Annotated in this window: 22 protein-coding genes, 1 rRNA gene and 1 riboswitch; of the genes, 2 read left to right on the top strand and 21 right to left on the bottom strand. The window is 40.6% G+C overall.

Translation table 11 applies throughout. From position 1 onward, the window contains the following. Positions 1-88 precede the first annotated feature (88 nt). From ispE to PV403_RS20875, 9 genes are all read right to left on the bottom strand, one after another. Positions 89-943 carry a 4-(cytidine 5'-diphospho)-2-C-methyl-D-erythritol kinase gene (ispE, locus tag PV403_RS20915; protein ID WP_213535542.1) on the bottom strand — a complete coding sequence of 285 codons (855 nt, stop codon included), beginning with the start codon at positions 941-943 and terminating at the stop codon, positions 89-91. A gap of 175 nt (positions 944-1,118) precedes the next feature. Further along, positions 1,119-1,295 carry a small, acid-soluble spore protein, alpha/beta type gene (locus PV403_RS20910; protein ID WP_105406382.1) on the bottom strand — a complete coding sequence of 59 codons (177 nt, stop codon included), beginning with the start codon at positions 1,293-1,295 and terminating at the stop codon, positions 1,119-1,121. A 182-nt stretch (positions 1,296-1,477) separates the two neighbouring features. After that, on the bottom strand, positions 1,478-1,756 hold the full coding sequence (gene veg, locus PV403_RS20905; protein WP_160036682.1) for a biofilm formation stimulator Veg: 279 nt from the start codon (positions 1,754-1,756) through the stop codon (positions 1,478-1,480). A 252-nt stretch (positions 1,757-2,008) separates the two neighbouring features. Continuing rightward, entirely contained in the window at positions 2,009-2,917 is a 909-nt protein-coding gene (yabG, locus tag PV403_RS20900) for a sporulation peptidase YabG (protein ID WP_332085903.1), read from the bottom strand. 101 nt (positions 2,918-3,018) lie between these two features. Continuing rightward, the gene (rsmA, locus tag PV403_RS20895) at positions 3,019-3,900 is read right to left on the bottom strand and encodes a 16S rRNA (adenine(1518)-N(6)/adenine(1519)-N(6))-dimethyltransferase RsmA (protein WP_213535577.1); all 882 of its coding nucleotides are present in this window, start codon (positions 3,898-3,900) and stop codon (positions 3,019-3,021) included. 13 nt (positions 3,901-3,913) lie between these two features. After that, positions 3,914-4,459 carry a ribonuclease M5 gene (gene rnmV / locus PV403_RS20890; RefSeq protein WP_213535540.1) on the bottom strand — a complete coding sequence of 182 codons (546 nt, stop codon included), beginning with the start codon at positions 4,457-4,459 and terminating at the stop codon, positions 3,914-3,916. A 166-nt stretch (positions 4,460-4,625) separates the two neighbouring features. Continuing rightward, complete coding sequence (locus PV403_RS20885) at positions 4,626-5,828, bottom strand: ubiquitin-like domain-containing protein (RefSeq protein WP_332085902.1); 1,203 nt, start codon at positions 5,826-5,828, stop codon at positions 4,626-4,628. Between the two features lie 271 nt (positions 5,829-6,099). Beyond that, positions 6,100-6,316, bottom strand: a riboswitch (cyclic di-AMP (ydaO/yuaA leader). Between the two features lie 189 nt (positions 6,317-6,505). Next, positions 6,506-7,270, bottom strand: coding sequence for a TatD family hydrolase (locus tag PV403_RS20880; protein ID WP_213535537.1), 765 nt, complete (start codon positions 7,268-7,270; stop codon positions 6,506-6,508). Positions 7,271-7,330: 60 nt separating this feature from the next. Continuing rightward, a complete protein-coding gene (locus PV403_RS20875; protein ID WP_213535535.1) occupies positions 7,331-8,611 on the bottom strand; it encodes an HD domain-containing protein in 1,281 nt (426 codons plus the stop codon). 349 nt (positions 8,612-8,960) lie between these two features. Between PV403_RS20875 and PV403_RS20870 the strand changes: the two genes are divergently transcribed. Continuing rightward, positions 8,961-9,215 carry an AbrB/MazE/SpoVT family DNA-binding domain-containing protein gene (locus PV403_RS20870; RefSeq protein WP_047914173.1) on the top strand — a complete coding sequence of 85 codons (255 nt, stop codon included), beginning with the start codon at positions 8,961-8,963 and terminating at the stop codon, positions 9,213-9,215. Between the two features lie 197 nt (positions 9,216-9,412). On the opposite strand, the gene rsmI is transcribed toward PV403_RS20870, so the two are convergent. The 10 genes from rsmI to PV403_RS20820 form a co-directional block, all read right to left on the bottom strand. Then, positions 9,413-10,300 (bottom strand): 16S rRNA (cytidine(1402)-2'-O)-methyltransferase, encoded by an 888-nt coding sequence (gene rsmI / locus PV403_RS20865; protein WP_213535534.1) that lies wholly within the window; start codon positions 10,298-10,300, stop codon positions 9,413-9,415. Beyond that, positions 10,297-11,067 carry a tRNA1(Val) (adenine(37)-N6)-methyltransferase gene (locus tag PV403_RS20860; RefSeq protein WP_332085901.1) on the bottom strand — a complete coding sequence of 257 codons (771 nt, stop codon included), beginning with the start codon at positions 11,065-11,067 and terminating at the stop codon, positions 10,297-10,299. Before PV403_RS20860 ends, rsmI begins: the two co-directional genes overlap by 4 nt. Before the next feature lie 77 nt (positions 11,068-11,144). Beyond that, complete coding sequence (yabA, locus tag PV403_RS20855) at positions 11,145-11,513, bottom strand: DNA replication initiation control protein YabA (protein ID WP_160036691.1); 369 nt, start codon at positions 11,511-11,513, stop codon at positions 11,145-11,147. 29 nt (positions 11,514-11,542) lie between these two features. Beyond that, positions 11,543-12,343, bottom strand: a complete 801-nt coding sequence (locus tag PV403_RS20850; RefSeq protein ID WP_160036692.1) for a PSP1 domain-containing protein — start codon at positions 12,341-12,343, stop codon at positions 11,543-11,545. A gap of 149 nt (positions 12,344-12,492) precedes the next feature. Beyond that, a complete protein-coding gene (gene holB / locus PV403_RS20845) occupies positions 12,493-13,467 on the bottom strand; it encodes a DNA polymerase III subunit delta' (protein ID WP_213535532.1) in 975 nt (324 codons plus the stop codon). Positions 13,468-13,695: 228 nt separating this feature from the next. Next, positions 13,696-14,139, bottom strand: coding sequence for a YaaR family protein (locus tag PV403_RS20840; RefSeq protein ID WP_213535531.1), 444 nt, complete (start codon positions 14,137-14,139; stop codon positions 13,696-13,698). Between the two features lie 50 nt (positions 14,140-14,189). Next, positions 14,190-14,519 carry a cyclic-di-AMP receptor gene (locus tag PV403_RS20835; protein WP_160036695.1) on the bottom strand — a complete coding sequence of 110 codons (330 nt, stop codon included), beginning with the start codon at positions 14,517-14,519 and terminating at the stop codon, positions 14,190-14,192. A 146-nt stretch (positions 14,520-14,665) separates the two neighbouring features. Then, positions 14,666-15,301, bottom strand: a complete 636-nt coding sequence (tmk, locus tag PV403_RS20830) for a dTMP kinase (RefSeq protein ID WP_213535530.1) — start codon at positions 15,299-15,301, stop codon at positions 14,666-14,668. A gap of 153 nt (positions 15,302-15,454) precedes the next feature. Then, positions 15,455-16,969, bottom strand: a complete 1,515-nt coding sequence (locus PV403_RS20825) for an aminotransferase class I/II-fold pyridoxal phosphate-dependent enzyme (protein WP_213535529.1) — start codon at positions 16,967-16,969, stop codon at positions 15,455-15,457. 182 nt (positions 16,970-17,151) lie between these two features. Next, on the bottom strand, positions 17,152-17,349 hold the full coding sequence (locus tag PV403_RS20820; protein ID WP_191804357.1) for a sigma factor G inhibitor Gin: 198 nt from the start codon (positions 17,347-17,349) through the stop codon (positions 17,152-17,154). Between the two features lie 259 nt (positions 17,350-17,608). Between PV403_RS20820 and PV403_RS20815 the strand changes: the two genes are divergently transcribed. Continuing rightward, complete coding sequence (locus PV403_RS20815) at positions 17,609-18,130, top strand: hypothetical protein (RefSeq protein WP_332085900.1); 522 nt, start codon at positions 17,609-17,611, stop codon at positions 18,128-18,130. Positions 18,131-18,236: 106 nt separating this feature from the next. Here PV403_RS20815 and PV403_RS20810 read toward each other — a convergent pair whose 3' ends face one another. After that, positions 18,237-18,617, bottom strand: coding sequence for a hypothetical protein (locus PV403_RS20810; protein ID WP_332085899.1), 381 nt, complete (start codon positions 18,615-18,617; stop codon positions 18,237-18,239). Between the two features lie 221 nt (positions 18,618-18,838). Beyond that, positions 18,839-18,955, bottom strand: a 5S ribosomal RNA gene (rrf, locus tag PV403_RS20805). Positions 18,956-18,963: the final 8 nt, after the last annotated feature.

Raw genomic sequence — 18,963 nt, 5'->3', positions numbered from 1 at the left:
TCCGAATATTTGCTAATAAATATATCATTTTTGTACGTATTTGTACAATGCAACAAATGAAAATAGCACTATATTTGGAAAAATTATTCTAAGTTAGTAATCTTACTGCATAAACTTCTTTACAGAAACCACGCAGTCCGTTGTAAATCCTCGGTACTTTTGATTCTTTGGAGACCAGTCCAAATACAGTAGGACCGCTGCCTGACATCAATACACCATCGGCGCCAAGACGCAGCATGGCCTCCTTCAATTGACCTACTTCAGGATGAAGTTTTAGGGTAACATCTTCTAAAACATTACCAAGTTCCTGGCAAACCCCTGCAAAGGACTGATTGCGAATGGCTTCTTCCATTCTTTTGGCCGAAGGATGATGTGTAATGCGGTCACTTCGTACACGCCCATAGACCTCAGCCGTCGATACATTAATAGGCGGTTTCGCAAGGATAACCCAGCATTGAGGAGGATTTGGCATCATCGATAGCTTTTCTCCTCTTCCTGTAGCAAGAGCGGTTCCTCCTGTTATACAGAAAGGGACATCAGACCCAAGCTCTGCACCTAGAAGTCTAAGTTCTTCATCAGAAATGCCAAGACCCCAAAGTTTATTTAGTCCTCGCAGTGTTGCAGCAGCATCACTGCTTCCCCCTGCTAGTCCTGCAGCAACTGGGATTTTTTTATCTAAATGAATATAGACGCCTTTCTTGACGTTATATCGCTCTTTTACTAGCCTGGCAGCCTGAAAGGCTAAATTTTTCTCATCAAGGGGGATATATCCCGCCTGGCTTGAAATCATGATGGTGTCGCGAGGCATTTCTGCCATCTCGATTCGGTCAGCAAGATCGACCATTGTCATGATCATCTCAACTTCATGATACCCATCGTTTCTTTTATGTAATACATCCAGCATCAAATTAATTTTTGCAGGAGCTTTTTCGTAAATTTTCAAGGCGTTCACCCACCCTTAGCTTTTCCCTCAAGACAACTTAACATATTATATCAAAATGACGCTGTCAAGTCATTCTGCCGATCTTAGACCAACTTATACCTGCTCAGTAAACGATAGGGCAGAAATATAGAGAAAAGACCCCCATCATTCAGGGAGTCTAATGCTATTATTCCTTCTAGGACTTTCTCGCAGCCTGTTCAGCGAGCTGAATGGCCCGCTTTACCATATTCCCTGCATCCTTGGCCTTGATGCCTCCCCAGCCTTCCTGCTGGACGGTATCATAGAACCCCAAGTCTTTTGCAAGCTCATTCTTAAGTTCCTCTGACATTACACTGCGTCTTCTGCGGCTCATGATGGTTCCTCCTTATAAGGGGACTGATAATTTCCTGCACCATTAGTATCTCTGTAGTACAGAAACATTATGCATTGACACTTGTCACTATAAAGACGCGACGTTCTCCTAAAACTTCTCCTCATACAAAAAAATGGCCTCACCCTGCTAAACAGGATAAGACCACCTTACAAAAATCATGCCTACACTTCGGTATACGATATTTCACTTGCAACCTGCTCAGGATCAAAAATTGAAACTTGGACAGATTCAGTTAAAATATCGGCGTAACTGTAAGACACTCGTTTAAACGTTTGTTGTTCTTGATCTAGCTTGACAATAAAAACAGAAGGGTACGTTTCTTCGAGTACACCGGTCCGCTCAATTGTCTTACGGCGTCCGCCGTTCGCACGAAGCAAGATCTTCTGACCAACGTGAGCGTCGAGACTTCGTTTAATATCCAATAGCGTATTTTTAGCCATCGTGTAACGACCACCTCTTTCCTCTTGTCCATTATACAACGTTTCATATGTATTGTCAAATTAAATAAATAATTATATCAGTATCAAAAATATGTTGTCAACGAATTTTTTAGCGGAATCCAAGTTTATTCAAATCATTTTTATGAAATATTACCACTTGTTTTGTTAGTATGTTGTTATATGAAATAAAAAAACAGATTCCAATAAAGGAATCTGTTCTCAAGAAAGCTTCAAAAGATGCATTCGCAGATTTTAGATTGCAGCCGGTGTAACCTTTAAAGTGGATAAATCTTGTAATGGAGGCAGGCCGATTCGGTAACTTCCTTTGGATTCAAGACCGCCTATTCCTTCACTTCCTGTAATAGTATGATGAACGATGTCATTCATATTCATTGTATCTTTGACAGAAGTAAAAGCAGCCTTAGCCGCGACGTATACCGGATCAAGAGCATGAATAAGTACTCGGCTAGGTGAACTAGCAAAATTAGCACCCGCACGAATTAGCGCCTCAAAATGAGACTGACATGCCCCCGCCACAATAGTGAGTGCATCAAGATGCCACTCATATTGTCTTGCTACTTGTATAGCAGCAATGAAATTAGCTGAGTTTTTATAATGATTAATGTTGTATAGATCATACGGCTGTCTACTCTTCAAAACGCCATCATGTCCTGTAATAACAACAATGTCTGGACGGGAACGCGGCAGTAAGCGATAAAGAGTATCTGCCATAGATCCTTCATGTACATAATGTCCTTCAGCCGGTACACGCAGCCTTTCGTAAAGCGCCATGCTTTTCTTTAAGTAATTAGGATCTCCATCCAAATGCAACACCTTACCTGGCATCTCAAAATACGAAGGAGTTTCTGCCTTTACTGCTGTATGGTTCCAATCATCAATAAGCCCTGCCTGATTACGCTGCGCCTGTTCCTTGCGATGCTGCTGAAGCAGCGAATACGATTCATTGGCTTTAATATGAGCCAATCTTGTTTTTTTCGTCTCTGGTTCGTACGGCACTTTCACCAGATCATCCAGGGGGGAATCGGCAAGAAGCCTAAACTCGGTTCCTTTAATCACCGCTTTATCCTCCTGGAGGCCCTCTACCCGGAAAGTAACGTCACCACCGTACGACTTCCGAATGACCAAGTCTCCTAAATTCATCAACATTATCACCTCTAACCCTATGGTATGGGCATCCCCCTGCTTTGGTTCGTAGGTGATAAAAAATATGGATTCTTAGATCTTCGCAGCGAAATATAAGTTTACTCCGTACCTATGCCTGCTTCCAGTAAAACAGCACTCAAACGAGCATACTCCTCGATACTGAGTGTTTCCCCGCGTCTAGTCGGTTCAATACCGGCCTTAAGCAGAAGCGGTTCTAATTCATCTTTGTTTTCTTTTGTAAAGAAACGACTTTTCAAGTTGTTTGCTATCGTCTTCCGCCGCTGAGCAAAAGAAGCATGAACCACTTCGAAGAAGTGTTTTTCGCTTATCACCTCAACAGGAGGCTTTTCCCTTACCTTCAATCGAATAACGGCAGACTCTACATTAGGCTGAGGTATAAAGACCGTATGCGGTACGATGCACACTAGCTTTGGCTCACTGTAATATTGCACAGCAATACTAAGGGTACCGTAATCTTTTGTTCCTGGAGATGCAGCCATTCTCTCTGCTACCTCTTTCTGAATCATAACCACAATGTTGTCGATGGGCAGCTTCTCTTCAAGCAGCTTCATCAGAATGGGAGTCGTCACGTAATATGGGAGGTTAGCCACGACGCTGACTTGATCGACATCACTAAAATTTTCTTTAAATAATTCAGGTAAATCTGTTTTAAGAACATCTCCGTGATGTAAATATATATTAGGATAAGGTTCAAGTACTTCTCGCAAAATTGGAATCAGGCGCTGATCAATTTCCACTGCAGTTACTTTCTTAGCTGCCTGTGCCAGTTTTTCAGTCAGTGCTCCAATACCTGGTCCAATCTCCAGCGCACCTTTGTTTTCATCCAGATTTGCAGCATCTACAATTTTGTGGAGGATGTTCTGATCAATAAGAAAGTTTTGTCCCAAGCTTTTCTTGAAAGAAAATCCGTGTCTTGCAATAATCTCTTTTGTCCGCCTTGGTGTTGCAATTTCATCCATACCCTTCACATTCTCACAATCCTTTTTGTTCAATTTGCTCAAGTGCATTTACAAACTCTTCACGACTAATCTGAAACATCGTTAGTCTTTTATATAACTGTTTTCCATTACAATAACCAATTCCCAAAATGTTACCAAGCTCCATACGCCGAGAAGCAGCATCGGGGTGTACAATAAGCCCTGCTTCGATCAAGTCCTGCCAGTCGATAAGCGGCTTAGCTGCCTCATACGCTGTATGAGCCCGGGATAACGCCTGACGAATCGCTTCCGGTGAAGCATTCTCAACGCCAATATCGCCTTTACGAGTCGCATCTTTTTCTTTTATGAAAGCATGACTTACCCCGGGAATTTTATTCGCTATTATTTTACGAATGCGTTCTCCAGCATGATCAGGATCTGTAAGTACAATTACACCCCTTCTCTGCTGGGCAAGTTCGATTTTTCTCAAAATTTGAGCATTAATAGCAGAGCCTCCCGTTTCAATGGTGTCTGCATCTACAGCCCGTTTAATTGCTACGGTATCATCTCTGCCTTCAACGACAATAATTTCTTTAATCATGACCGCTTGTCTTCCTTTCTAAACAAAAAGAGAAGAGGAAAATTTCCTCTTCTGCATGTAAGAGGCAAACGATAGACCTGTGGTCTAAACTTCCGTTCACCTTATATAGCATCACCGAATCATGTTGTTAATACTATAGCATTAGTGATGCATTGTAAATTATATTTTAGTTCAGTTCCGGCTTCACAGGACCGATGACATACACGGTTTTTCCCTTTTTACGGCCAAAAGTTAAGGCTTGGTCCAGACTGTCATAATAGACGTCTATTTTATTTCCTTTAATAGCACCGCCCGTATCTTCAGCACGGCGGAACCCGACGCCTTCAATATAAACCCACCATCCAAGTGGTATCACATTTGGATCAACAGCAATTGTGCGACCTTCCTGTACACGAGTACCGGATGCTGTTTTTGTTCCTATGCCTTCTTCTTCCGAAGAATAAGCTGTCATAGAAACATTATTAAGTACTTTTTTCGCTTTAAAAGAAACGCCGTCTTTCGTTATTGTATCACTGCTTGAAGAAGAGGAAGATACCTTCTTCACTTTATCTGATAAAGATTTGTTACTTACATTTGATGTACTAGCTGCTGCCACAAGTGTCTCGGGCTTAGGTTCAGGTTTAGGCTCTGGCTTTTTCTTGGACCCGACAGCAATGACCTTATCGACACGATTCTTCGAAATGGTCTTGCCTGTCATTTTCTTGGATACCAATTTACCATCCTGGAACACTTTCTCGATGGTTTGAACCATCACACCTTCTTGCCCATTTTGTATTACGCGGTTATCCCCTTTGTACAAGCTAGGGTCAGCAGTTTTGATTACTTTATAAGGAATCGCAACTTCTTGTTTTGCCGTTTGTTTCGCTACCCGGACAATTTTAATATTAAGATCTGCTTTCACCGCGGTGTCCACAGAAGGATATACTTTATCATCTTCTGATACCTTCACGCCCTCATTTTGAAGCGCTTCCTGGACTGTATCCTTTGTCGTATAAATTTGTTCCGTTTTTCCATCTGCTGTTACGTTCACGGCAACAGCTCGTTTAATGGTAACTTGATCTCCATCTTCGATTGCTCCATTCAGCGGCATCGAAATCTCATCATGGGGGCTTACTGTGATTGCATGCTCATCCAGCACTTCATTAAGCATACCCTCACGAGTTTCCAGCGTTTGGACCTTGCCATCCACGACTAGTGAAATTTCCTTACCTCCCTGACTGTAAACAATAAGAGAGACCATAACTAACAGTGCGATTGAGAAGATTGCGACTAATATCATTTGACGCAGATTCTCATGCTTCCATCGCAACGCGTAAGACTTGCTGGATGATGGTGACTCATGGGTCTCCTCTGGTTGGAAATTTCCCACTTACTCCGTCCTCCTTCGTAGTCCCGCCGTCAAGAGTAATGCATGATTGTATTTTGACGCGACTATAACATTTGTATACAGAATCAGATTGCTTCTGTTTCTGCACCATGTGCCACTCTTCGCGGCATGATGTTTCCTCCTGTTAACCAACAGTATGACGAGGTTGTAACTTTTATTCTCCTAAAACAAAAAGCCAGTAGAGAGTTTATGAGGAGCTCTCTCATGGCTTCCGGATAAGATCATAAGAATAACCGGAAACATCAAACGCGAGTTTACCTCTTTATACGCTTACGGAGTTAGCTGTCGGATTGGGACGCAAGAGTCGCCCTGGATCAGGTCATTAGCTCATGGCTAGTGCCTTTTCCTTCACCCCAAGACTCAAAATGAAATCAAATATGATGGTCTAAAGTATAAAGCTACAAGCTTATAAGACCAACTTATTGGTTCCCCCGCTCTTCGGTTTTTGAAGAATTCAGCGAGAATAACACACGAAGTGAATATTTCAACATTTCACTGAGACGATGATATCCTGTTTGTATGCATGTTGTAAAGCCGTATTCAAGTACGTTTTTCTAAATAAATGGTTAAAACTTTGTAATAAACACGTGAAAAGCCTTCCAAAAAGGTGAATCGCTCTTGTTTACTCACTATTTCATCTGTTTTGCTCCAAATATGAACTATATTCCAAATAGTTCCAGTGCATTTTGAGTCGTAATCTGCCCGATTTCCTCTACAGATACCCCTTTTAAAGACGCTGCAGCTTCTGCCACGAGCGCCACATGTCCCGTTTCATTTCGCTTTCCGCGATATGGATGTGGTGTCAGGTATGGAGAGTCCGTCTCAATCAACAATCGATCCATAGGTACCTTGGCAAGTACCTCTTTCGGCTGTTTCGCATTCTTAAAAGTGATAGGGCCCCCAAACGAAAGATGGAATCCCATATCAAGACACATTTGTGCCGTTTCCCAGCTTCCTGAGAAAGAGTGCATGATCCCGCCGACCTCATGGGCTTTTTCTTCACGCAGGATTTTAACTATATCCTCATGAGCATCTCGATTATGAATTATAATCGGCATGCTGATTTCTCTAGCAAGTCCAATTTGACGCCGTAAAACCGTATGCTGAATGTCTTTTGGAGAAGTATCCCAGTGGTAGTCTAGTCCAATCTCCCCGATTGCTACCACTTTCTCATGCTCACACAAAGAAGCGATCCACTCCAGGTCTCCATCCTTCATCGTAATAGCATCTACCGGATGCCAGCCAACAGCTCCATAGATGAAATCGTACTTTTCGACAAGTTCCATGGTTGTCGGTATCGTTTCGCGGTTAAAACCGATATTTACCATCCGAGTTACTCCCGCATCGAGAGCACGCTGGATTACTTCTTCTCGATCGTTGTCAAATTCTGCTGCATCTAAATGCGTATGTGTGTCAAATAACATCGTTTTGTGCTCCTCTCTTGCTATGAATGAAAAGTATCTATTCTAAAGAACATTACATGCTTAGGAAAATATTTTTGCGATTTGAGGTGGTAGTTGACCAAGAACTGTCCTCACTTTTTCTTCTGGAAAGTATAGATGGTACTTGCCTCGCTGAATGCCGCTGATGGACCGAACGATTTCAGATACTTCTGAGATATCGCGTAGACGTTCTTGTTTGTCGATGATAATAATTTGCTTTTGGCTATCCTCATCATCCGGACGAAACACATCATACGGCAGATCAGATGGAAAATCAATTTCCAGGTCATACTCTGGATTAAGGCCCACATCTTCAAAAGCCTGTGTGATTTCCGTGATTTCATCAGCTGACATAAGATCCACTTCTACATATTTATACAGTTTTCGATCTAGAAATCGCGTACATAGATCTCGTAGCAATTCATCCTTCTCTTCAGTCCACTGGTTAAATGCAGTTTGTATAATGGACTCATCAATACGAAGATATTCTTGTACCGTAATATTCCCTTTAATGAGGGAAAGGAGTGAGGGTAACATAAAACCGAATGAATATTCGCTTTGAACAAGCTCTTTTGCTCTTCTAAAGATTTGACGAAGAATAATTTCTGAACTGCGGGTTACAGGATGAAAATATACTTGCCAATACATTTGATAACGAGCCATTAGATAATCTTCTACCGCATGCATTCCTGAATCCTTTACGACAACCCTGCCATGATACGGACGCAACATTCTTAGGATTCGATCGAGGTCAATCGTGCCATAGTTTACCCCCGTGTAATAAGCATCTCGTAATAAATAATCCATACGATCTGCATCAAGTGGACTCGACACAAGGTTTACTACAATTGGTTTATCGTAGGTCTTTTCAATGACAGAAGCTATCTTCTCTGGAAAATCAGGTGCAACCGTTCTTAGAATCGCCCCAATCTCCGTATCTCCCATAATAATTTTACATGTCCACTCTTCATGGTTCATATCAAATGCTTCTTCTATAGAATGTGAAAAAGGTCCATGACCCACATCATGCAGCAGAGCCGCACAAAGTGCGACAAGTTTCTCTTCTGTTGGCCAGTCTGTATAACCACTTCGCTCAAATTGCGAAATAATTTTTCTCGTAATTTCATAAACACCGAGCGAATGGGAGAAACGGCTATGTTCAGCTCCATGAAAAGTCAGATAGGAAGTCCCCAGCTGTCTAATTCGACGAAGACGTTGAAATTCAGGGGTATTGATTAGCTGCCAGATAATCGGATCTTTAACATGCACATAATTATGAACTGGATCTTTAAAAACCTTTTCTTCAGTTAGTTTTAGTTGCATATGTCTCAATCCTCCTCAAGATAATGAATTAAAATTCAATTGCGCGCAATCCTTACAACAATTTCGACTTATAGTCAACTATTTATTATTTTTTTCGACATTTTACGACATTTTGTGTCGAATTAGGCTATAGTTTTGATTTCCAAATCGACAAGCGTTATAATAATAAAAGCGACAGTGAAAATCATAGATAAACCAGTCCTTTTCATAGATGCTCATTAAATATTAATCTAATAAGTCATTTTTAATGTTGACTGATTTGGGAATGGTTGGTATGATGATTAGCATAAAAGATAAAATAATGTCGAATAATGCAATTATAAGTGATGGCGAGAGGAGCAACAAATTTATGATGAAATCTACAGGTATTGTAAGAAAAGTTGATGAACTAGGACGGGTGGTTATCCCTATCGAGCTGCGTCGTACACTAGGCATCGGAGAAAAAGACGCTCTGGAAATTTATGTTGATGGAGAGCGCATCATGCTCAAAAAATATGAGCCTGCTTGTATCTTCTGTGGTAATGCAGAGAACGTAACTTACTTCAAAGGAAAAATTGTTTGTCACGAATGTATTTCTGAAATCCCTGCACCTGTGACAAATTAAGGAATACTGGTTATAAAAGATGCTATAGAAAAGCTATCATTTTAAATTAAATTATAGATTTCTCTATTTTATATATAGTGCTTTTCTTTTTTTGATTTTAGTCTTAACTACGGTTATCTCTAACCTTTTTATAATCCTTAATGCCTTCCTCGGTTACTATGTAACCGGTGAAGGCATTTTTTGATTTCTGAAATTCATTATTCTTCTTTTAATAAGGCATTGTAGATATCTCTTTTTGATAATCCACGATCAGACGCTGTTTTTTTCATTGCATCCTTTCGGGATAATCCTTCGTTTTCATAATGCTCTACATGCTGACCTAACTCTAGGTTTTGCCACCATTCATTCTGCAGCGTATGTTCTTCCTCGGCACTCATTCCTTCCACAATGACACAGTACTCTCCAATCGGTGGATTTTCCTCAAGCCATTCTATACATTCCTGAATGCTTCCCCTTACATATTCCTCATGTCGCTTCGTCAGTTCTCTAGCGAGAACGACTTTTCGATTGCCATAACTCTCAAGTAATACTGTTAATGTTTTCAGTACGCGGTGCGGAGATTCATAGAAGATTAACGTTCCTTGGGAATAGCCTACTGTTTCTAAAACTTTTTGCATATCTTTTTTATCACGCGGTAAGAAGCCAATGAACGTAAACCTTTCTGTAGGTAAACCTGATGCAATGAGAGCAGATAAAGCTGCATTCGCACCCGGTACAGTAACGACGGGAATGCCTGCTTCAATTGCCAGCGCAACGAGATCAGAACCAGGGTCTGAAATAGCCGGCATTCCTGCATCACTAACGAGCGCCAAATTTTTTCCTTCTATTATATAACGTATCAGCTCCGGACCACTTGCAGCCTTATTATGTTCATGATAACTAAATAAAAGCTCTGGACTAATCTCAAAATGACTGAGTAATTTTCTTGTCATTCTTGTGTCCTCTGCGGCAATAATGTCGCAATCTTTCAATGTTTGAACCGCACGATAAGTCATATCATTTAAATTACCTATAGGTGTAGCAACTAAATAGAGTGTTCCTGTCTGTATCTGACTATCAAAACTTTTTTGTACCTGAAATTTCATTTATTCTCCTCCTCTAGATTGTGCTCACCATAATAGATGTTCATAATCTCCTCACAGTATTGTCCCTCTTCGTTATAGACAATTAGAGGTGGGAGCATTCTTACATCCGGTTTTCCATCACGTAAAGCTTCAATTAGCACCATGTTTGCCTCTTTATCAATCCTAGGGTGAACCATACGAATACGTTTAGGTTCCAATCGGTATTTCCGCATAAGCGTAATAATTTCTCCGATACGCTGTGGTTTATGGACCATAGAGACTTTGCCGCCTGTACGCACAAGGTGCATGCAAGCTTTTATCATGTCTTCCAGTGTTCCATTCAGTTCATGCCTCGCTGTAGCTTGATGTATACTCAGCTTAATGTCACTTCCATTGAGAGGCATATAAGGCGGATTCACTGTGATTGCATCATACTTACCATAACCAATCTGTTCCGCAAAATTCCGCACATCCCCCTCGTAAATTTGTATCTGCTCATCTAGCTGATTTAATTGCACACTTCGTCTTGCCATTTCTGCTAATCTGGGCTGAATCTCCACTGCATCAATAGAAGCCTTTGTTCGAGTGGTTAACAGAATAGGGATAACCCCGTTACCCGTGCATATATCTAGAATTTTTCCTCTTTTCGGAATCCCTGCAAACCTTGCTAAGAGGACTGCATCCATGGAAAAACTAAAAACCTCATCGCTCTGAATGATCTGTAGATCGTGCGTAAGTAGATCATCTAATCTTTCAGAAGGGTGTAGAAAAATTTCGTTTCTTTTCATTATGATCTCTTCCCTGCCTTACCCTTAATATCGTTCCTAATCCCTAAAAAAAAACCGTAGGGAACCCCTACGGCTCATTACTTATTCAAAAATGATAGACAGAACAGACAATCGCCTTCCGTTCGTAAATGACCATAATAGACATTACAAATATGAAAACCTTCATAATACAGTCGAGCCAAGTTGTCATGACCTTCACCAACAACATCTTCTTCTGGCTCAAGGACATGAGTCTGAGGTAGAGGAGTCTTGGGTGTAGGAGCCGCCTTCTCGGCAGAAGCCCCACGTTTTAACACCTTACGAAGTTGCTCGTTCTCTAGTGTGATACGCTGGTTTTCTTCGAGCAATTCCTTTACGATCATTTTCAGCTCTCCCAGATCACTGCTCATTTGTCCCATTTGTGTTTCCATTTCAAGAATGTGTGCAAAAACTGTTTTCTTCTCCAAAATCCCACCCCGAAAGCAAACATAATGGTTTACTTGATGACAACGTCATCCATTGAAAGTTCTTTCACTTTATTTATCTCAAACAACTGAACATGAATGGTTCGATTACCTGCATGTATTCCAACAACTTTACCTTCACCAAGTGAGGTAACCACAAGTTTTCCTACTGCTGGCATCTCCTCTTTAACACTCTCATAGTTATCATGCTCAAATTTCAAGCAACACATAAGTCTTCCACAAAGTCCTGATATTTTGGTTGGATTGAGCGAGAGGCTCTGATCCTTCGCCATTTTGATGGATACGGGTTCAAAATCCCCGAGCCAAGAGGAACAACATAGTACTCGTCCACAAGGACCTATTCCTCCAAGCATTTTCGCCTCATCACGCACACCAATCTGGCGCAATTCAATTCGAGTACGGAAAATACTTGCCAAATCTTTTACCAGTTCTCTAAAATCTACACGGCCTTCTGCCGTAAAGTAAAATATGATCTTATTGCGATCAAAAGTAAATTCGACATCAACCAGCTTCATTTTGAGGCCATGGTCTCTGATTTTATTTAAACAGGTTCCAAATGCGTCCTTTGCTGCGAGCTTATTCTCTTCCACTACTTTGGCATCCGCTTCACCTGCAATACGAATGACCTTTTTGAGAGGCAATACGACGTCAGATTCCCCGACTTCCTTCTTACCTATAACTACTTTGCCGTACTCAATCCCGCGAGCGGTCTCTACAATAACGCTAGAATCCTTTTCAATAGGAAGATCGAGGGGATCAAAGTAATAAATTTTGCCCGCTTTTTTGAAACGGACACCGACTACACTGTACAAAAAATTAACCCCCTTGTATACAATAAAACCTCTATTGAAGCCTTTAAATGAAAGACCGCAATCAAAGCGTATTATGTTAAGACATTGCTAGGGTAAAGAATAAAAAAACAAAACAATATACTTATTGCTGACTAGACCCTTTTAAAAAGTTATGCTGCAAGTCCAATCAAAAATTGCTCCACACATAGTTGTCCATTCATATTCGAACGCAATTTCTTTCTACATTCTGCAGCCAGATCCATATAAGACACCCACTGCTCTGTCGAACGACTTCTTGCTATCGTAGAAATGGAACTAAGTTGATCTATAAAAATAACGTTCTCTTGCTTGCCGTAAGTTACATAAAGCATGTCCTTGAACCACAAATGGAACATATCAAACATCAGTTCAAGATGTTCAGAAAGTCCTGTCTTGAAAAGTTTCTGTTGTGCAGAAACTAGTGACATACTGCCTCTCGTCAGTGACTCTCCTCCTAATTGTAACATTACATTTCTAATTTCTGCAAACCAATTCTGGTCAAGCAGACTCTTGCATGACTCTAACCCTGAGGTTAAAAATGCGGCAGTTCTTACAAGCGCAGGTGAATATCCTTCTTTAACAAACACCTCTTCGATTCGCTCCGGACTAAGTGCCTTAAAGGGAACCTCTTGTGTCCTGGATAAAATTGTTGGAAGCATAGCACCTTTGTTACTTGTTATTAAGATCCCTACAGCGGGTACCTGTGGTTCTTCAAGAAACTTTAGCAAGCTGTTTGCAGCCTGTGTCGTCATCTTATCTGCCTGATCTATAATGTAAATTTTACGATTGTTGTTCTCGGACCGGTAATTGAAAATTTTCTGCAGCTCACGAATCTGATCAATCTTAAGGCTGGCCCCTTCAGGCTCTATATAATGTAGATCCGGATGGTTCCCGTGTTCCACCTTACGACATTCCAGACATTCTCCACACGCATCATCCTCCTGACGAGTACAATAGATCGCTTGGGCTAATGCAGTAGCCATTTGTCGCTGCCCGCTGCCCGAAGGACCACTAAATAAGTAGGCATGACTGGTTGATTGTTGCCGAAGTCCGCTTTGCAGCATTTGTTTTGCTGTTTCCTGGCCCATAATATCACGAAAAGACATGAGATGATCCTCCCCATGCTGTATTGCCGCATGAATTATGTTTGTATGACAATCCTATATAATTCAATTCTTCATAAAAAAGAATTACAAATCATCATCTTTATCTATTATATCATGTTCACTGGTAATATAAATTTTAGGATGATAATAAAATTAATTACCAGTTTACAAGGAGCGCTATATATAAAAAAAGACAAGTTAGAGTGCACTTGTCTTTCACTACATTTATCAAAAGCTGAGATTTATAAGCATTCCGCGAATCTCGCCAATTTTTTGAAGGAGTTCCATCTTCCCTTGTTCTGTTTGAAGCATCTCTTCAGCCATTTTGAGCAAAACCTCATCTACCTCATCTAGAAGCAGATAACGTTTCCCGCGTCCTCTTCGATCCCAACCTCTAGATTCTTTCATGCTGACGCCTTGTCTTACCGTATCCTCTAGAAATCGCTTAACGAGTTGCTTATACGCCTTTAACTCACGAATCGTCATGGAACGTGCAAGCCGGTCCCCCTGAAGTTGAATTTCGTTCAATCGGCGAGTTAGCTCCTCATTCGATGCTCTCTCTGCCTGTTGCTGCATCATGCCGGTAAATTCCTTATTCTGTACAGGTCTGGCACCTGAATCAGAGGGGCTTATTCCATTCTGCAGCGGCCGAAATCCTGGGTTGATTTTCACACGTATCCCTGCTTTCTTCTAAAACAAACTTAGGGTGTTTATTCTTTCTATTAGAAATGTTCGAAACGATCGACTGGTAATACGAATACGGTTGCTCCGCCCACTTGTACTTCCACTGGAAGCGGTAAGTATGAATCAGTTGTTCCACTCATAGGTGTCACAGGGGTTACAAGTTGTTCTCTTACTTTACAGCTGCTGCGAATTACATTCATCACGGCTTCTACCTGACCATCGTCTACCCCGATCATAAACGTTGTATTTCCCGCTTTTAGAAAACCACCTGTACTGGCAAGCTTCGTTGCGCGAAAGTTAGCTTTCACTAGACCGCTGGAAAGACGGTTACTATCTTTATCTTGAATAATGGCTACGATAAGTTTCATCGAAAAACGCCTCCTAAGTAGAAATAAATAATACCCAAAATGTAATTCGTCTGTTCATATCTAACCTATTCTCCATTGCTTGAACAGTTTCCCTTACTGTCAGAGTCCAAACTTGCTCTGTTTAAGTCTTTATTAGACATATACCCCTAAATATCCTTTAATACGCAATCAAGGTTTGCAATTAAACTACAAAATACTTCATCAGGTGACAACGAAGCATCTATCATCTTTATTCTCTCCGGCTCATTCTCTACTAATTTGAGGTAACCTGCTCTCACCTTATCGTGAAATAAACGGTTTTCCAAATCTAAACGATTAACTTCTCTTTCTTGATTGGCTGCTATTCGTGCAAATCCAATCTCTGGATCAACATCAAAGTAAATCGTAACATTCGGAGTAATACCTTCCGTCGCAAAAAGATTAATGGAACGAATTTCCTCTTCACCAATCCCTCTTGCGTACCCTTGATATACCAGACTACTATCAACAAACCGATCACATAATACAATAAGCCCTTCTTCAAGTGCTGGAATGACTTTTTCGACAAGATGTTGTCTGCGTGCCGCTGCATATAGAAGGGCTTCTGTTCTCGCATCCATAGCTGTATGTTCAGGATCTAAAATAATAGACCTGATCTTTTCGGCTATTTCAATACCTCCGGGCTCCCGAGTTACTAGATAAGCAATGTTTCTTTCTTCTAAATAATTAGATAGACGTCCAATCATTGTAGTTTTACCTGATCCTTCGCCACCCTCAAGCGTTATAAATATTCCTTTAGACAATGTTTCTCTCCCCTAGGCTTTAATTTTTAGCAATAAGTACGTAATTTATTAGTTCATAGATGGTTGAGAACCATTCATAATAACAATACGATTTGGTTAAGTCCATACGATCATTTCTACTAATGATGATTTGGTCTTATATACAGTTAGTAATTACTCTTCTACCATAACCCAGATGGTTTCTAAGCTCGAATCTGCAGTGCCTTGAATTTTTGCTCCCGAATCCCGTAGCTTTATCAGATGATTTCTCATGTTCTCACTAATTTCTTCTCCAGGATACAATATAGGAATACCTGGAGGATAGGGAATAACCATCTCAGCACTAATTCGGTTAGATGCTTTTGTAATACTAATTTTCTCTTTCTGTTCTTTCTTTATTTTACCTAAATGAAAAGGAACAGGACAGGAATAGACAGAAGAATGCAAAATGTTCCACGTGGAAACATGATGTGTAGCTGTACTCTCTGATTTATGATGTTGTTTTGTTTCTTCAGGGCCCTCTTCTAATGATATATGCACTAAGGCCTTCAAAAGGTGTCTAGCATCCTCCTCCGTGGAACCTAGACTAAAGAGGAGTACAACGTAAGTCTCGTCACTCATTTCAGGCACGCAGTCCTGCTCTTCCAGCTTATCCTGCAATTCATATCCTTTTAACAGCTTCTCTTTATCATATATGACGAGTTTAAAAGGATCCTGAACCGTATATGCTTCCGCTTCTCTCAGAGGATCCAATAAACCAAAACGGGGCAAGTCTTCGATTCCCCTTCTTACCATGTGTACAGCTGCGAGACCAGTAGAGAAGGCCTTCTCACCATGCTTATGCAGATGTAAGCGCGCAAGATCAAGAGAGGCCATAATGGGGTAGGATGGACTCGAACTCTGTATCATAGACAAACGCTGCTTCAGAAGCTCACGATCCAGCAGGTTACCCTGTACATGAAGCATAGCACCCATTGTCATGGCTGACAGCATCTTATGAGTGGATTGTACCACTCCATCGGCTCCTGCGGTTAAGGCAGACCCAGGCAACGCAGGATGCTGTCCATAATGTGCTCCATGTGCTTCGTCCACGAGAAGCGGTACACCGGCCTTATGGCAAGTTGCTGCAATATCAGATAAATCAAATCCCATCCCATAATAATTAGGCATGGTAATAAATACACCTTTTGCATTCGGATAAGCCTGCAGTGCTTCCTCAATCGTTGATTTTGCTGGGGCTGTAGCAAGGCCACTTGATGGATCTACCTCTGGAGCTAGAAACACTGCATGTGCACCAGCGAGCATGAGACCATGAATTACTGATTTATGAACATTACGCTGCACAAGTATAAGATCTCCTGGTTCAGTGCATACCGTAAGAAGCAGCGCAATATTACCTGAGGTGCTTCCTCCTACAAGAAAGAAGCTTTCCTCTGCACCAAAACAATCGGCTGCTAGCTGCTGTGCCTCCTTGATGACGGATTCCGGATGATGCAGATCATCGAGGCCTGTAATCTCTGTAGCGTCAATTTTCATTACTTCTTGAAGCAATGTGCCCTGTGCAAGATTTGAATAAACCTGCCCATTTTTATGACCAGGTACATGGTATGTATGTTTTTTTGAATTTCTATATTGAATCAAAGCCTCGTATAAGGGAGCTTTATCTTTATTTAATTGGTGATTGTCCATTTCTTTAATCCTTCCGATCTTTTCATAGATACAACTATATTGTATTGTATTCAAATTAAAATAGCATCGACCGTAGATAAAAAGTTAATAAATGAAATAGAAATACATAATACGTAACCAGAAATATAAAAAAAGGCCTTCTCAGGCCTTTACTAAAAGTTCAAGGAGAAGAGCATTATATATTATGCATTATTTTGTTGTAACCAAATTTGCTTTAGTTGATGAATAAAAAAAGGATATTTTGCATCTTGAGCGTCCGTGTGCACGATTTCGGTCTCACAATCTGTACAAATAAATTCAGAAACAATAAAAATACCTTCTTCTTTAGACTGCTCACAAACAATACATTTGTGTTTAGGCTGAATTTGCTGTGCATCCATAACTATCCCACCTTTATTTCTTTTCCTATTAGTATGGTACAGTTTCTACTATTTTAAACCTTTTCATAGTCAAACACCATTTCTTTATCATAGGTTATGCTATTCATCCTATATAGAATGGGTGTCTGTACCTATTTCTTTACAACATTTAAATTTATCCATATCATTATCCGATATACAATATATGAAAGAGGTTTCAAAAGTTCCTTAGAATATAAGTGTAGTCAATCAGTTCATAGGTAAGGGAGGATTTATTAGAATGCCCGAAGTCATCGGAGAAGAAGCTACATACTATCATTATCGTCTTCTACGTAAAAGCTACATAGCGCGCCCAGTCATCTGGAGTTATGTAAGCTTGGCCATCATTATGCTGTTCATTAGTCTTCTCTTCTTCACATGGTTCGGAGTACTTTGCTATGTATTATCATTCATTACAATCATTTGGACTCATTTCGTTATATCCCGCTCTGTCCTTCTCCTCAGTAAAAGATACTTACAGAAGTGGAGGTTCACATGGCAGCTGCCCTGGATGGGAATGATCCCAGAACAATATGTCAATTATCGTTTTTTTTCAAAAATACATCTGCATATCACTTGGATCAGCCTGATCCTCATCTTCATCTTTATCATAGCTGCCCCAATTGCTTTCTCCATTAACTTATTATTCTGGCACTTCTGGTTGCTACTCCCTAGGTTCTACTGCATAACCTGGTTAATCCGTGAAAGAAAAGACGGTCTTATAAAAATAACCAATCAAGATATCTCATACTACATACAGTAGGGGCTTCGCGGTAACTTAACATACCCCTAGTAAAAATACATTCACTACCTGGTAGTTACATAATGAGTTTAATGAATAAAAAAAGACCTTTCCTAAACGAAAGGTCTTAATTATTTGTATCTACAATTTTGGGTTTAGTTAGTGATGCATCTTGTGTAGGCACAAGAACTGTTAAATAACCATTATGCAAAGATAAATGTACTCTGGTTGTGTCTTTTACAAAAATACGCGGTGCTGGATCAGAAGTGTCAGATTGTTCACTAGTTACGTCCTCAGTCCAACCCCACTCTATAATTTCATTTATATATTTATCCGGTAATTGATCGTTCTTACTCACGCCTGGCAACGAATATTGTATGTAATCCATTTCCGGATTAGTTGTTGCACGATCCATTCGATTAGCTTCTTCTGGGACAGGAAAACCTTTAACATTAGCTGCTTCTTCATATGACTCCCAAGAAGTTTTCTGGCTGCATCCCATTGTCATCAACAAACTCAGGCACAGTAGACAATAAAGACATAGTTTTTTGTATCGCAGCCGATATTCTCCCTTTGTTGCAGAAATGATACCACCCCTTTTATTTTATAACCCGTAGTTATTATAACTTTTTAAAAGGGTAAATCCGTAACAAAAATGTTACTACCTTCTTTCAATACAGTCTTTTTAAAAAATAAAAACCACCATCGATTGATCGACAGTGGTTCTTTGCTTGGCGACGTCCTACTCTCCCAGGACCCTGCGGTCCAAGTACCATCGGCGCTGGAGGGCTTAACGGTCGTGTTCGGGATGGGTACGTGTGGAACCCCTCCGCTATCGCCACCAAACAGGATTT

The organism is Paenibacillus sp. GYB006 (assembly GCF_036577645.1).
In the GTDB taxonomy this organism is placed as follows: Bacteria; Bacillota; Bacilli; order Paenibacillales; family Paenibacillaceae; genus Paenibacillus.
Note: the sequence above shows the minus strand (reverse complement) of the source record. Positions and strands in the feature narration are given on the sequence as shown.